13 protein-coding genes are annotated in these 13,299 nt (G+C 60.9%); 12 read left to right on the plus strand and 1 reads right to left on the minus strand.

Translation table 11 applies throughout. The features are described 5' to 3' along the window. Window positions 1-246: 246 nt before the first annotated feature. From B2W52_RS03490 to B2W52_RS03530, 9 genes are all read left to right on the plus strand, one after another. Window positions 247-1,440, plus strand: a complete 1,194-nt coding sequence (locus tag B2W52_RS03490; RefSeq protein WP_286801309.1) for a phage portal protein — start codon at window positions 247-249, stop codon at window positions 1,438-1,440. Then, on the plus strand, window positions 1,428-2,360 hold the full coding sequence (locus tag B2W52_RS03495) for a S49 family peptidase (RefSeq protein WP_286801310.1): 933 nt from the start codon (window positions 1,428-1,430) through the stop codon (window positions 2,358-2,360). The genes B2W52_RS03490 and B2W52_RS03495 overlap by 13 nt, the downstream gene beginning before the upstream one ends. Before the next feature lie 72 nt (window positions 2,361-2,432). Further along, on the plus strand, window positions 2,433-3,725 hold the full coding sequence (locus B2W52_RS03500; RefSeq protein WP_286801311.1) for a phage major capsid protein: 1,293 nt from the start codon (window positions 2,433-2,435) through the stop codon (window positions 3,723-3,725). Between the two features lie 54 nt (window positions 3,726-3,779). Continuing rightward, window positions 3,780-3,989 carry a hypothetical protein gene (locus tag B2W52_RS03505; RefSeq protein ID WP_286801312.1) on the plus strand — a complete coding sequence of 70 codons (210 nt, stop codon included), beginning with the start codon at window positions 3,780-3,782 and terminating at the stop codon, window positions 3,987-3,989. A 37-nt stretch (window positions 3,990-4,026) separates the two neighbouring features. Beyond that, the gene (locus B2W52_RS03510; RefSeq protein ID WP_286801313.1) at window positions 4,027-4,560 is read left to right on the plus strand and encodes a head-tail connector protein; all 534 of its coding nucleotides are present in this window, start codon (window positions 4,027-4,029) and stop codon (window positions 4,558-4,560) included. Continuing rightward, window positions 4,560-5,084 carry a head-tail adaptor protein gene (locus B2W52_RS03515; RefSeq protein ID WP_286801314.1) on the plus strand — a complete coding sequence of 175 codons (525 nt, stop codon included), beginning with the start codon at window positions 4,560-4,562 and terminating at the stop codon, window positions 5,082-5,084. The genes B2W52_RS03510 and B2W52_RS03515 overlap by 1 nt, the downstream gene beginning before the upstream one ends. Continuing rightward, window positions 5,081-5,641 (plus strand): phage tail protein, encoded by a 561-nt coding sequence (locus tag B2W52_RS03520; protein ID WP_286801316.1) that lies wholly within the window; start codon window positions 5,081-5,083, stop codon window positions 5,639-5,641. Before B2W52_RS03515 ends, B2W52_RS03520 begins: the two co-directional genes overlap by 4 nt. Continuing rightward, window positions 5,638-6,096, plus strand: coding sequence for a hypothetical protein (locus tag B2W52_RS03525; protein ID WP_286801318.1), 459 nt, complete (start codon window positions 5,638-5,640; stop codon window positions 6,094-6,096). The genes B2W52_RS03520 and B2W52_RS03525 overlap by 4 nt, the downstream gene beginning before the upstream one ends. A gap of 11 nt (window positions 6,097-6,107) precedes the next feature. Then, entirely contained in the window at window positions 6,108-6,836 is a 729-nt protein-coding gene (locus B2W52_RS03530; protein WP_286801319.1) for a phage tail tube protein, read from the plus strand. A gap of 16 nt (window positions 6,837-6,852) precedes the next feature. Here the strand turns inward: B2W52_RS03530 and B2W52_RS03535 are convergent, their stop codons facing one another. Beyond that, window positions 6,853-7,029, minus strand: coding sequence for a hypothetical protein (locus B2W52_RS03535; RefSeq protein ID WP_286801321.1), 177 nt, complete (start codon window positions 7,027-7,029; stop codon window positions 6,853-6,855). An 11-nt stretch (window positions 7,030-7,040) separates the two neighbouring features. On the opposite strand from B2W52_RS03535, the gene B2W52_RS03540 reads away from it, so the two are divergent. The 3 genes from B2W52_RS03540 to B2W52_RS03550 form a co-directional block, all read left to right on the plus strand. Beyond that, on the plus strand, window positions 7,041-10,700 hold the full coding sequence (locus B2W52_RS03540; RefSeq protein WP_286801322.1) for a tape measure protein: 3,660 nt from the start codon (window positions 7,041-7,043) through the stop codon (window positions 10,698-10,700). Beyond that, window positions 10,697-11,098 (plus strand): hypothetical protein, encoded by a 402-nt coding sequence (locus B2W52_RS03545; RefSeq protein WP_286801324.1) that lies wholly within the window; start codon window positions 10,697-10,699, stop codon window positions 11,096-11,098. Before B2W52_RS03540 ends, B2W52_RS03545 begins: the two co-directional genes overlap by 4 nt. A 3-nt stretch (window positions 11,099-11,101) precedes the next feature. After that, the coding region (locus B2W52_RS03550; protein WP_286801326.1) for a hypothetical protein at window positions 11,102-13,299 on the plus strand (2,198 nt) is incomplete at its 3' end.

Below are 13,299 nucleotides of genomic sequence, written 5' to 3' on the forward strand. Positions count from 1 at the left end.
TTTCCTGATAGGGCTGGTGGGCGCGCTGCTGGTGGCCTTTGGCTCCTGGCTTGTGTACCCGCCGGCGGGCTACATCGTCGGCGGGCTACTCTGCCTGGTGTGGTCGTTCATGAGCGCCCGGGCGTTGGCTGTGCGGGATTTCCAGGCCCGACAAAAGACGAGGGGTGACCGCTGATGTTCTTGCGTAGCTTCTTTCAGTCCGGCTCAGCCAGCAGCCGTAACCCCGGGAATGATTGGAGCAGCTGGGTGAGTTCCGTGGCCGCCCGCTCCAGCGCGGCTGGCGCCATGGTCAGCAAAGACACGGCGCTGGCACTCACGGCCCTAAGAGGCTGCGTGACGCTTCTGGCGGAATCGGTGGCCCAGTTGCCATGTGAACTCTACCGGCGTACCGGCGATGGCAATCGGGAGCGGGCGACCGATCATCCGCTCTACGACGTCATCCACTCCCAGCCAAACCGGAAAGACACCGCCTTCGAGTACTACGAGCAGGCCCAGGGAGCGCTTGGGCTGGACGGCAACCACATCGCGCTGATTGATCGCGACGGGGCGGGCTACGTTCAGGAGCTGATCCCGGTCAGCAATACCAAGGTCCGGGTGCTCAAGGGCAATGACGGCATGCCGTACTACCACCTGATTGATCAGAACGAGATCCTGCCGTCCCGAATGGTGCATCACATTAAGGGCTTCTCGTTGGATGGCTATGTCGGGGTCTCGCCGATCGAGACCAACGCGGATGCGATTGGGCTTGCCATTGCGACGGAAGAGCACGCTTCGGCGGTATTCTCCCGGGGAACGACGATGTCTGGTGTGATTGAGCGTCCGCGTGAGGCGGCGCCGATTACGGACCAGGCCAAGCTCGACCGTTTGCTGAGCAAGTTTGCTGAACGGCACAGCGGCATCCGCAATATGTTCAGTGTCGCCATGCTGCAAGAAGGCATGACCTACAAGCAGCTTGCCATGGACAACGAGAAAGCCCAGCTGCTGGAGAGCCGAAAGCATTCGGCGGTCACCATCTGCCAGCTCTATAAAGTGCCTCCCCACATGATCCAGATGATGGATCGCGCCACGTTCAACAACATTGAGCACATGGGCCTGCAGTTCGTTATTTACACGCTGCTGCCGTGGGTAAAACGTCACGAGGCGGCGATGATGCGGGATCTTCTGCTGCCGTCTGAGCGCTCTGATTTATACATCGAGTTCAATGTCAGTGGGCTGCTTCGGGGTGACCAGAAGTCCCGTTACGAAGCCTACGCGATTGGTCGGAACTGGGGCTGGCTCTCCGCCAACGATGTCCGGCGCCTTGAGAATATGCCGCCCATTCCTGGTGGTGATCGTTATCTGACGCCACTGAACATGGCTGAGCCGGGCAATTCCGCTAGCGCTCTGAACGCCACTCCCGCCCAAATGAAAGAGATCGAGGACATCCTATGCCGCGCCTGATCAACTACCCGCACGTCGCGTCCATGGTGTTTGGTGTGCCGCTATTCGCCACGCCTGCGCTGGTCACTGCTGTGAAGTCTGTGCTGGAGCCTCGCCTCCTTGGTAAAGACGTCGACTCGGTTGAACCCGTGGCGCCATTGGCCCTGATCGATGATGAGCAGCGAGCGGCTCAGCCTGAGCAAACAGCCAGTCAGCTGGCCGTGATCCCGGTGCATGGGATTCTCGTGCCGCGTCGCGGTGAGATCACCGAGACCTGTGAAGAGCTGGTTTCGTATGAGCTGCTCAGGGGGCAGATCGAAGCTGCTCGGAGAAACGAGCAGGTCGCGGAGATTGTTCTCGATTTCCACACCGGTGGTGGATCCGCGCTCGGCTGCAAGGAGGCGGCTGACTACATCCGAAAGGTGTCTGCCGAAAAGCCGATCACGGCTCTGATCAACTTTGCGGCCTGTTCCGCCGGTTACTTCCTGGCGTCAGCCTGTTCGCGGATCGTCGCCAGTCCCACGGCCATGGTGGGCTCCATCGGTGTGATCATCGAAACCTACGACGTGAGTCGTGCCGAGGAAGCAGCCGGCATCCGGTTCAACACCTTTTTTCGGGGTGGGCACAAAAACGATGCGTCACCCCACGAGCCGATCACGGACCAGGCAGTGCGGGAGATTGAAAAGCGATTGGATGCGGCTTACGACCTGTTTACCCGCTCCGTTGCTGAGTACCGGGGTCTGGACGTGGAGGCGGTGACCGCCACCGAGGCCCGGGTGTTCTCCGCCCAAGAAGCGCTTGCCCTGAAGCTCATTGACGAGATCGCCCCGGCACAGGATGCAGTGAATGCGATTGCATCCAGCTACCGGCAAGCCGGGCAGGGCGGTGGCCGGAAAATTTCCGCGCAAGCCCACGCGCTGAATACCCAATGCCAGCTCTAGCCACGCGGCGGAGCAGCTAACCGGCGGCCGCATGGCCGCCTTTTTTATACCTGAAAGAAAGAGGAAAGCGACATGCCTATGCCGATGATCGAAGAACTCCGCCGCAAGCGCGCCGAGGTAAATCAGAAGATTCAGGCCCTGGCTGCGGTAGAGCAGGAAAGCGGCGAGCTGACAGCCGAGCAACTTGAGGAATTCGACGCGCTCAAAGCGGAATTCGACCAGCTCACTCAGAAGATGGCCCGTGCCGAAGAGGTCGAGCGCATTCAGGCTGCTGCTGCTCAACCTGTTACTCCGAGCGCGGGCAGCCGAGCGCCTGCGGTACACGTTAAGCCCGAGTTGAAGCAGTATCCAGGGGCCAGTGCGGCGCGCCTGGTGATGTCGATCGCAGCGGGCGGCGGCAACCTTCAGGACGCCGTCAAGTTCGCTCGTACCGAAATTGGCGATATGGACGTGGCGATGGCTATGGAGACCGGCGCAGGCTCCGGCGGCGCCCTGGTACCGGACAACATGCACGATGAAGTGATCGAGCTGCTTCGGCCACGCACTGTCGTTCGTCAGCTGGGTGCCCGCAACGTGCCGCTGCCGAACGGTAACCTGTCCATGCCGCGCATGAGCTCCGGTGCGACCGCTGGCTATGTGGGTGAAGGCAACGACGTACTGGCGAGCGAAGGCAGCACCGACGACGTGAATCTGTCCGCGAAAACCATGATCACCCTGGTGCCCATGTCCAACCAGCTGATCGGTCGCGCCGGCTTCCGCATCGAGCAGATTGTTCTGAACGACATGCTCAACGCCATGGCGGTGCGTGAGGACAAAGCGTTCCTTCGGGATGATGGTACCGGCAACACGCCGAAAGGTTTCAAGGCCACCGCCACCGATGCCGGTCGCACCGTCGCCTGGTCCGGCACCGCGGATCTCGCCACCATCGACGCCTATCTCGACAACCTGATTCTCCAGCTGATGAACAGCGACAGTCTGCTGATTCAGCCGGGCTGGGCGATGTCCCCGCGCACCTACATGAAACTGTTTGGTCTGCGTGATGGCAACGGCAACAAGGTATATCCGGAACTGGCTCAGGGTCAGCTGAAGGGCTACCCGATCAAGCACACCACCACCATTCCCACGAATCTGGGCGCCGGTACCGACGAGTCCGAGATTTACTTCGCGGACTGGAACGACGTGGTGATCGGTGAGCAGGAGAACATGAAGGTCGATTTCTCCCGCGAGGCCACCTACAAGGACGCCGGCGGCAACCTTGTATCGGCGTTCTCCCGCAATCAGTCGGTGGTTCGTGTGGTTGTTGAGCACGACATCGGTTTCCGTCACCTGGAAGGCCTGGTGTTGGGCACCGGCGTTACCTGGTAATCCCGTGGCGGCAATCAGCCGCCACCCTCTTTTTCAATTTCAGGAGTAGCAGCCATGGCTGAACAAACCAAGAAAGCCGAAGCCGCACCGAAAACCGACAAGGTTGTGGTCACGTTCGTCAAGCCCTGGAGTCGGTACAGCCGGGGGGATGTCGCTGGCTTCAGCGCCGACGAGGCCGAGCGACTGATCAACGGCAAAGTGGCAGTGAAAGGTACCAAGCTGCCCGCCGCAAAAACCGACCAAGAGCCGGAACCGAAAGCCTGACGACGTGCCGGCTTCGGCCCGTGGAGGAACTGCCCGAATGATCACGATTGACGAGGTCAAGGCTCATTGCCGGATAGACCATGACGACGAGGACGGCCTGCTGGCATCGCTGGTCAGCGCGGCCTTGCGAACACTTGAAAACCAGACCGGCCAGGCGTTTGCCAAGGTCGATGGGGCCGAAATGGTGTTAGACACCTTGCCCTCCGATGTCGGCGGTATTGAGTTGGCATGGACGCCGGTTCGCGCAGTCCGGAGCGTGGTGTACGTCGATTCGCTGGGCGCAGAACGCAGCCTCTCTGAGGCTGAGTTGTTCCTGGACCAGCGCGGTGTGTATCCGACCCTTTACCCCGTCTCTGAGTGGCCGGCGGTTCCGCCCAAGCGGGCCTCGGTGAAAATCGTGGCGGATATCGGGTATGAGGAGCTGCCGCCGGATGTTCGGGCGGCAGCTCTCCTCATCATCGGCCATCTCTACGAAAACCGGGAGGCGGTCGTGATCGGTACCATCGCCAGTGAGCTGCCGATGGCGGTAGAGCATCTGATTCAGCCTTATCGAATTCTGAGGATCGGCTGATGCGTGCAGGGCGAATGAACTCCCGGCTTTCCGTTCTTGATTCGGCAGGAAACGACGTTGGCCGGATCTGGGCCGATGTCCGTCCGCCCCTGGAGGTCGGCGAGCAAAAGGGCCTGAGGGAAGCCGGGCAAACCAAGGTTCTCGTTCGCCGCTTTGCTCCGGTGCAGTCTGGCTTTTGGCTTTCCGGTGGTGATCAGCTCATGGTCATCGATGGCGTCGCGGATCGCCTGTCGCGCCACCAGGACATTCACCTGACGTGCACACGTTTGATTGGCTCGGCAGGTACCTATCGGCGTGCCACTGGGGAGGAGTTTCCGGTGTGCGTTCATGTGTCCGTGAACACCCCTTACATCGGCCTCAGTGGTCAGTTGATGGATTACCGGTACCGGCTAGAAATCCCGGTGATTCATCAGCCGGCACCCTGGCAGCCCGGTGATGGTATCCGGATCGCTGGGGTGGACTATCCACTGACCGGCGTGGCCGAGGACGGCGACGACGGATTTGTTGTGGCATTTACCTCATGACCTATTCCATCGAAACCCAGGGTGCAGACCGGCTGGCGTCGTTGTTTGGCGCTCTGGAAACGGAAGTGGCCCGGGCACAGGTTAACGCCATCAATGCCGGAGCCACGGAGTTCCGGCGTGGCTTCGTGGACGACATCCACCAGGCCACCGGGCTCAAGAAAAAGCTCCTGCGCGAACGCATCCGCATCCGGCGGGCGAAGCAGGCGAATCCTCAGGCGCGGCTGGTGCCAGACAGTCAGGGGTTACCGATAACGGAATACGTATGGCGGCCTGAGCCTGCGGGGCATCCCACTCGGGCGCGAATTCTCATTCGGTGGTTCGGGGGCTGGAAGGTAGCGGCCGGCTTTGTGAACCCGGAAGCCGATACCCCCTTGCCCATGAAGACGATCACCAGCCGTGGGCGGCTCCGTCGGCCAGTGCTGGCCCACGGCATCAGTGTGGCGGCGGCGTTCAAAGTGGCCCGTGATGACGGTCGGCTCGATCGTTATGGCGCCCGGTTGGCGGAAATCTTTGAAGACAAGCTGGCTGACCAGCTGGCGCGGAGGAGAAATCAATGAGCGAACCGAAAGCGCTGCGGCTGATCCGGGCGGTGCAGGCCGCCCTGGAAACGATACAAGGGAATGGTTTCTACACCGAAGCGGGTGCGCGGGTTACGCGCGGCCGCAAACGCATCGGTAAAGATGAGGCCTACCCGCTGTTGATCATCCACGAGGGGGAGGAAGAAGCGACCAAGCGAGTGGGCGATCAGGTCCACAATCGCCTGAACATCACCATCGAGGGCTGGTGTGATGCAGACCCGCTGAACCCGCTCGACGACGCCCATCTCCTGCTGGCGGATATCAAAAAGGCGGTGTTTTCAAAACTCGAACCCCGAGCCCATCCCGGGCTCTTCTCAAACGTCGGCTACCTCGGTCGTGTCATTGACCCGCCCGAGGATGGCTCGCGTCTGTGTTCTGTTTCGGTCTTGCTGGCCATTGACTGGGCGGAACGACTCACTGATCCCATGAACTGAGAGGAAACATCATGGCTGAGCAAATCAACGAGGCCTATATCGGCTCCGGAATCATCTACATCAACGGTCGGGACGTTGGTAACTGTTCCAACGTGAATTTCGCCATTGAACAGGAAACCAAAAATCAGCGGAACTTCCGTGGCGGCGGCGGCAACTTTGCCTCTGTGACCTCCATCACTTCCGTCAACCTGTCAATGGAGCTGTCGAACTTCTCGAACGAAAACCTGGCACTGGCGTTGCGCGGTGTTGTGGAGACGGTTGCAGCCGGCACGGTCACTGGTGAAACGGTAACCGCAGTGCTTGGGGGCCTGGCGGAAACCGAGAAGATGATCGATCTAAGTGACACCGCCAACACCGTCACCGTTACCACCGCCGATGAGCAGACCACCTATGTCGAAGGCACGGACTACGAGGTCACGGCAGCAGGCCTGAAAATTCTGGCGGGCGGCAACATCACCGCCGGCGAGGAGTTGAAGGTCAGCTACAACAACCAGGGCACCAACGTGCTGCAAGCGCTGGTGGATTCCGGCAAAGAGGTTCGGGTGGTTCTGGATGGGGTCAACGATGCCACCGGTAAGCCGGTCACGGTGAAGGTCCACCGCTGGAAACCGTCACCCACATCGGGGCTGGGGCTCATTTCCGATGACTTTGCGTCTTTCACCGTCGAGGGGGAAGTGTTGGCGGATGAGACCATTCAAGCCACCGGTAAATCCAAGTTCTTCACCCGGGCGGCGGCCTGACCCTGATCAACGTGTTTTAACTGGCGGGCGTATGGCTGCGGTCTGCGCCCAGCCAGCACAGGAAACGGGGTATCTGCCAAAGCATGAGCAGAACGCCCGACACCATCGGGCCAGACAGTGATCCGCCAAACAGGAAGATCAGGCCCGTCAGCCAGAATGCCAGCACCAGAACCCGGTGTATCAGTTCGACCATGAGACCCTCCAATGGCTCTTAAAGATTCGATTATCAATCTTATCATCAAAGGCAAGGACTTGCTGTCTCCGGCCACGAAATCCGCGACCAACAGTGTTGAGGATTTGCAGAAGCGGAGCGAGGCGCTGAGCCGGTCCCTGGCAAAGCTCACCCAAACCCAGCGCAATATCAAAGAGTTTGAGCGTCTGGGGCGGGAGACAGGCCGCCTGAAGGAGAGCTGGCAAGAAGCGGAATCCGAAGTCAAGCGGCTCAGTCGTGCTCTGGAAAGCGCCGAGCGCCCAACCAAGGCCATGGCTCGGGAGCTGGAGCGTGCCGAGCGCTCCGCTGAAGAGGCGAAGGCAGCCTGGGTCCGGAACCGGGAGGCCTTGGATCGTTTGGCGCCGAGGCTCAAAGCGGCTGGTGTTGACATTGCCAAGCTGGATCGTGCCCAGGAAGGGCTTGAGCAATCATCCCGGCGGCTCCGCTCCGATCTGACCGCCGTCAATACGCAACTCAAGCGTCAGCAGGAAAGCGCCAGAGCGTCAGACAAGGCCATGCGGTCGGCGGCGAAGGGGGCGGATGGCCTTGCCAGTCACCTTCGCCGGGCGGGCCATCGGATGGTCGCGTTTGTCGCGGCGGCGGTCGGGTTGAACAAAGTTCGCGAAGCGCTGGTTGCCATTCTGCAAACCGGCGACCGGTTCGAGAAACTGGATCAGCAGCTCACCCAGGTTTTCAACAGCGTTGAAAAAGGCCAGGAGGCGTCGCGCTGGATACAGGACTTTACGGCCCGCACACCGCTCCAGCTAGAACAGGTATCTCAGGCGTTCATCCGGCTCAAGAACTTCGGCATTGACCCGACCAATGGCACATTGCAAGCCCTCGTCGATCAGAACGAAGCCATGGGCGGCAGCTTCCAGGATCTTGAAGGCCTGGTGAATGCGCTGGGGCAAGCCTGGGCCAAGCAAAAATTGCAGGGCGAGGAAATCCTACAGCTGATCGAACGGGGCGTCCCGGTATGGGAACTGCTCGCGCAGGCCACCGGCAAAAACGTGTCGCAACTCCAGGAGATGTCCTCCGCCGGTGAGTTGGGCCGGGAAACCATCGCTGCGTTGGTTCAGGAGATGGGCAAGGCCAGCGAGGGTGCGGCATCGGCCAGTATGGGGCGACTTTCCGGCCTCGTGTCCAACCTAAAGGATCAGTGGGATCAGTTCCTGAACCTGATCGCGCAATCGGGCGCGCTCGATTACGCGAAAGAGCAGTTGCAGACGCTGCTGGCTACCATTCAGGAGCTTCGGGAAAACGGAACACTGGCGCGTTGGGCGAAGAACATCAGCGACGGCATTGTCGCCATTGGCGAAACCATCAAGGGCGCGATTGCGACCGTTGCCGAGTACAAGGATGAACTGCTCCTCCTGGCCAAGGCATTTTTTGCCATCAAGCTCGCTGGCGCGATCAAATCACTGGGTAACTGGACGGCGGCGCTGCGCTCCTCCCGGGCGGAGATGATGGCTGCTGGCGCGGAGGCGGTGGGCTCGAGCCGTCGTTTGGCGGCGTTTGGTAAGGTGCTGCGTGGCCTTGCCGGGCCGGTGATGATCACCATCGGCATTGTCGGTTTGCAGGCTGTCATGAAGGGGTTGGACGCAGTCTCGCGAAAGCTGCGCGGTGTTGAAGACGCCGAGCGGCGCCTGGCGCTCCAGCAAAAGGAAATTGAGCTGCAGCAGCTTAGGGAGATCAACCAGCTCAAGCGAAAGGCCCGCAGCCTGGAAGAGTATGCCAATGTAGCGCAGCGCACCGGCGCCGACATTGCGGCAATGAGCCAGGACCAGCGCCAGGCCTATGCGGACCAGCTTGATGGAGCCAGGCAATACTATGAGTACGCCATCCAGGCGCTCCAGCGTCAGGCCGCCATGGGGCAGGACGTGGCCGGCGAGTTGGCGGCCATGCGGGGCGAGCTGGATCGCGTCAATCAGTCCCTGCAAACCGTCTCGGCCGAATCGATCCGGGCCGGTGAGGCGCTGCGCTTGGGAATCACCAAGGCCGCGCTGGATGCGCTTACAACGTTTACCCGCCTCAGGTCGGAGGGGGTGGGGGTAGCTGAGGCCCTTCAGAAGTCGTTCGATGCCCTGGATCTGAAAACGCCAGAGGGCATCGACGCCATGGCTCAGGCGCTGGTCAGCCTGGTGCGCACCGCTCAGGTCAGCGGCGAGCAAGTCAAAGCAGCGTTGACCAAACCCCTGGATGACATGTCTGACGAGGGGCTGTCGCGTCTGCAGCGTGCGTTTGCTGAGACGCTGGGCGGTCTGCGCGATGAGGCCCGGAACACCGGGCAGGTCATGGACTCAGTGCTGGCCGAAGCATTTTCCCGCCTCGGGGCGGACCTGACCAAAGCGCAGACCGGCATCACCCAGACCGGAAAGTCCGCCATTGACGCCTTTGGGGTGGTGGTTGAGAACATCCAGCTGGCTGGACGCTCGGCCACAGAGAACGCAGCCATTCTGAAAGAGGCATTCACCTCGGCCGTACAGAAGGTATCTACCGAAAAAGGCCTGAACTTGCTGGAACAGCAGCTCAAGGCCGCCGCCGGTCAGGGAGTCGACGTGAGCGATGCCCTGCTGCAGGTACGGGAACGGCTGCGGGAGATTCGCCGGTTACAGCAAGATGGCGAGAGCGACATCGCCAAGCCGCTCAAAGACACCTCCGCCGCTGCCACCGACGCGGAAAACAAAATCCGCAACATGGCGTCAACCATCGGCGATACCAGTCAAGCCGCCCAGGAGTTCCGGGAGAAATGGGAAGCAGCCTGGGGCGGAGCCTTTGGTCAGGCGCTCACGAACGCCCGGGAGAAAGTCACCGCACTGTCCACTGCTGCCCGCAACCTCTTCGAGATGAAAATCGGAGGCAACGCCTTTGTGGACGAAGCCGAGTCCGCGAGCGAAGCCCTGGAGCGTGCCCGCCAGCGCACCGATGAGCTCGCCCGGGCCCGCCGCAGCCTGATGTCCAGCAGCCTGGCTGCATGGTTTGCGGACACCGCCCTGGCCGCCGCCGAGGTGGAGGAAAAATTCTGGTCTCAAGCCGTGGCCATGGAGCGATTGAAGGCCAGCATTGAGTCCGGCTCTTACAGCCTGGAGCAGCTGAACCGCATCAGTGAAACGGCTGCCAACAAGTTTGACCTGCTCGACAAGCAGCGCCTGAGCGGCCTGCAAAGCGCTATCGACGCCGCCGCCAGAAAACTCCAGTCTCTCACCGCCACTGCGGACAGCACCCTCAACAGCTTGCGCCAGCGGCTTGCAGATATTCAGGGCGACACCGAAGAAGCTCAGCGCCTGCAGTATGAAGCCGAGCGCAAGCGCCTGGAGGAACAGCTGGAGCAGGCCAGACAGGCCGGAGCCGATGAAGCCGCAGCGGATTACCAGCGATCGCTGGATACCCTGGAAAAGATCTACCAGATCGAACAGAAAAACCGCCGGGAAGAACAAAACGCCCGGGAGAAAGAGGCCGCCGACCGCGCCCGGGAACAGCAGCTGGCGGAGCTGGAGCGGCAGCGGGCGCAGAGCGTGACGACAGTGACGCCCAAGGTCGAAACCGTCAAGACTGTGAACATCACCCTCGGTAGCGAGCGGGTCCGGGTGCTGGCGGACGATGCTGACGCCTTGATCAGAGCACTGGAGAACGCGCGGAGTACAGCACTGTGAGCATCACCCTGTCAGATGGCAGTGTCACGATAGAGTTGCCGGAAGACCTCATCTGGTCGGATCGGTTGAGCTGGTCACCGGTCACGCAGACGATGACCCGCGGGCTGACCGGTGCGCCCATCATCATGTACGACGTCGCCCAGTATGGCCGGCCCATCACGCTTGAACCGCCTGCTGGCGGGGGCTGGATGCTGGCGACCAACGAGCCCCAGATTACCGCCTGGCACAACGCGCCCGGGCAGAAGCTGACGCTGGATTTTCACGGCGAACAGCACACCGTGCAGTTTGCCCACCATGACGGCCCCGGGTATGAGAGCACACCGCTCCGATACCAGATAAACCCAGGCCCGGACTACAAGGTCATCCCCATTTTCCGATTCATCACCGTGGAGCCGTAAGCAATGCCGATTCAGGAACAGAACATCAAATTCGTCGAAAGCCAGGTGATGGACGACGTGCCCGAAGGCGGCGGCGCTGCGACCGGGCGCGAGGTCCCGGACGGCGTGATGAACAACGTGTTCGAGGATATTTCGGATCTTGACCGGGCCATGGGCCGGTTCAATCTGCGCAAGCTGTTTGTCGCTGTCCGCACCCTGAGCACGGATCTTTTCGGTGGCGCGAAAACGGTTGTCACCGCTCTGCCAGAAGATCCGGCCATCGGGTACACCCTGTTTACGACAAATGACCCGTTCGACACCCGGGCGGAAGCCGCCAACCGCGTGGAATCCTATCTGTTCAAAGGCCCCATGTGGCACGGCGCCCTGTACGAAAACCACATCGCCGGCATGCGCCAGATCCGGATCATCCAGCGCGACGAGAACACTACCCTGCCGCCGCGCGGGAAAACCCTCTGCCTGGTACAAAACGAGGGGCAGCCGAACGAAATAGAGCAGTATGTCCGCGTGACCGACGTCAGCACCGAAATGCAGACCTTCACCGATAGTCAGGGCGACTTTCAGCGCCTGATCGTAACCTTGGATCTATCGGATTCCCTGCGGCACGACTTCAACGGTCATACCCCAAGCCGAACCAGCAATTACAACTACACCACCGGCGCCCGGCTGCGGGATACCACCGTCGCCGATGCAGCCCGCTACTTCGGGGCACAACGGCTGACCGCTGCCGCCAATATCGGCGACCTGAAACTGAAAGCCGCCTCCATATTCACGCAACTGGTACCCGCCGCCCAGAGCGAGGAACCGGTCACCAACCAAAGCCTGAACCCGGAAATCGTCCGCACCATCAACGCCGGCACCCGCGATGTTGACGTGCCCCAGCAGGCGCATTCATGGGCGCGGGTAATCACCCCCGAAAACCGCTCCCGCAACATCGTTCAAACCCTGTCGCCCGTACCGGCGCCCGGCAGTCTGAATTTTTCGTTTATGGCTCAGGGCAACTTCTACACCCTGACCGACAACGGCGAAGGCCAGATTTCCGGCAGCGACCCATCCATTGGCGTGGGCACCATTGATTACACCACCGGGGCGGTCAGCGTCACCATGGGCGCCCTGCCTGACGTTGGCAGCAGCGTCATCATGATCTTCGCCAGTCCGGTACATTTTGAAAAGCTGGCGGGCCATGCCGATATAGACACCACCATCAAACTCGAGCAAAGCGTGGGGGAACCAATCAAACCCGGCAGCCTGACCCTGACCTGGCTGGCGGGTGGAGCCACCAAAACCGCCACCGCAGCAGTTGACGGCACCATCAGCGGAGACGCCACCGGTTACGTCAGCCACGTGGCCGGGGAGTTTGTGCTGGAGCTGACCACCCCACCAGACCCTCAAACCAAGCTGGGCGTGGATTACGAAAAGCAGACTGCTAAAACCGTGGTATTCACCGGCGTATCAGAAACCGACGGCATGGTGTCGCTCAATATAGGGGAGGCCGTGGAGCCGGGAACGCTGGAGGCTGAGTGGTATGCGGAATCGATTAGAAAGCGGGACTCGCTGATCGTGAAGAGACGGAACGCCGTGCGCATCAGGAGAAAGCATGAGAATAGTGAATCAACCACTCGGCGATACCATTACTTTGCTAATGACGATGGCGCAGGCGGCTGGACGGGACTGCAAGGGGGCATCGATTACCAGACTGGCGTTTTCACCCTTGCTGTCCTACCGGACGAGACCGAAAAACAATGGAGCAACTACAGCACCAAAGGCGTAACTAGAGAATGGAGTAGCAGCGGTTCCAACACCACCCGCTTCGCCACCGGTACCGTGACTATCAAATACGTGCCAGCCGGCGCCACGGCCACCGCCGTATCCACCGAACTGGATTTGCCCCCGCTGCAAATCCGGGTTCTGCCCCGGCTGCTCGATATTGTCACAGTTCAGGGATCGGTCGAGTTCACCTGGAACGGCAAAAGCTACATCGACCGCCAGGGCGTGATCTACACCGACATCCAAAGCAACGGCAGCGGCACCCCAGTGGGGTCCATCGACTACCTGAGCGGGATCGTCACCCTGGATTATTATGACACCGGCAGCGGGCCTGTTGAGGTCACCAGCCTGCTGGGTGTTTATGGCGACTGGTTCACCGATGAAGCGTTCTTCCGCGCGCCTTCCGCGCCGCTGATCCCGCAGAGCCTGCAGGTACT

It is taken from the genome of Marinobacter sp. UBA2498 (genome assembly GCF_002341575.1).
Classification (GTDB): Bacteria; Pseudomonadota; Gammaproteobacteria; order Pseudomonadales; family Oleiphilaceae; genus Marinobacter; species Marinobacter manganoxydans.

Excerpts from the sequence above, each read along its gene's own strand:
- B2W52_RS03495 (WP_286801310.1), top strand. The coding sequence starts at position 1,428 with ATGCCGCGCCTGATCAACTACCCGCACGTCGCGTCCATGGTGTTTGGT.
- B2W52_RS03500 (WP_286801311.1), top strand. The coding sequence starts at position 2,433 with ATGCCTATGCCGATGATCGAAGAACTCCGCCGCAAGCGCGCCGAGGTA.
- B2W52_RS03505 (WP_286801312.1), top strand. The coding sequence starts at position 3,780 with ATGGCTGAACAAACCAAGAAAGCCGAAGCCGCACCGAAAACCGACAAG.
- B2W52_RS03510 (WP_286801313.1), top strand. The coding sequence starts at position 4,027 with ATGATCACGATTGACGAGGTCAAGGCTCATTGCCGGATAGACCATGAC.
- B2W52_RS03515 (WP_286801314.1), top strand. The coding sequence starts at position 4,560 with ATGCGTGCAGGGCGAATGAACTCCCGGCTTTCCGTTCTTGATTCGGCA.
- B2W52_RS03520 (WP_286801316.1), top strand. The coding sequence starts at position 5,081 with ATGACCTATTCCATCGAAACCCAGGGTGCAGACCGGCTGGCGTCGTTG.
- B2W52_RS03525 (WP_286801318.1), top strand. The coding sequence starts at position 5,638 with ATGAGCGAACCGAAAGCGCTGCGGCTGATCCGGGCGGTGCAGGCCGCC.
- B2W52_RS03530 (WP_286801319.1), top strand. The coding sequence starts at position 6,108 with ATGGCTGAGCAAATCAACGAGGCCTATATCGGCTCCGGAATCATCTAC.
- B2W52_RS03535 (WP_286801321.1), bottom strand. The coding sequence starts at position 7,029 with ATGGTCGAACTGATACACCGGGTTCTGGTGCTGGCATTCTGGCTGACG.
- B2W52_RS03540 (WP_286801322.1), top strand. The coding sequence starts at position 7,041 with ATGGCTCTTAAAGATTCGATTATCAATCTTATCATCAAAGGCAAGGAC.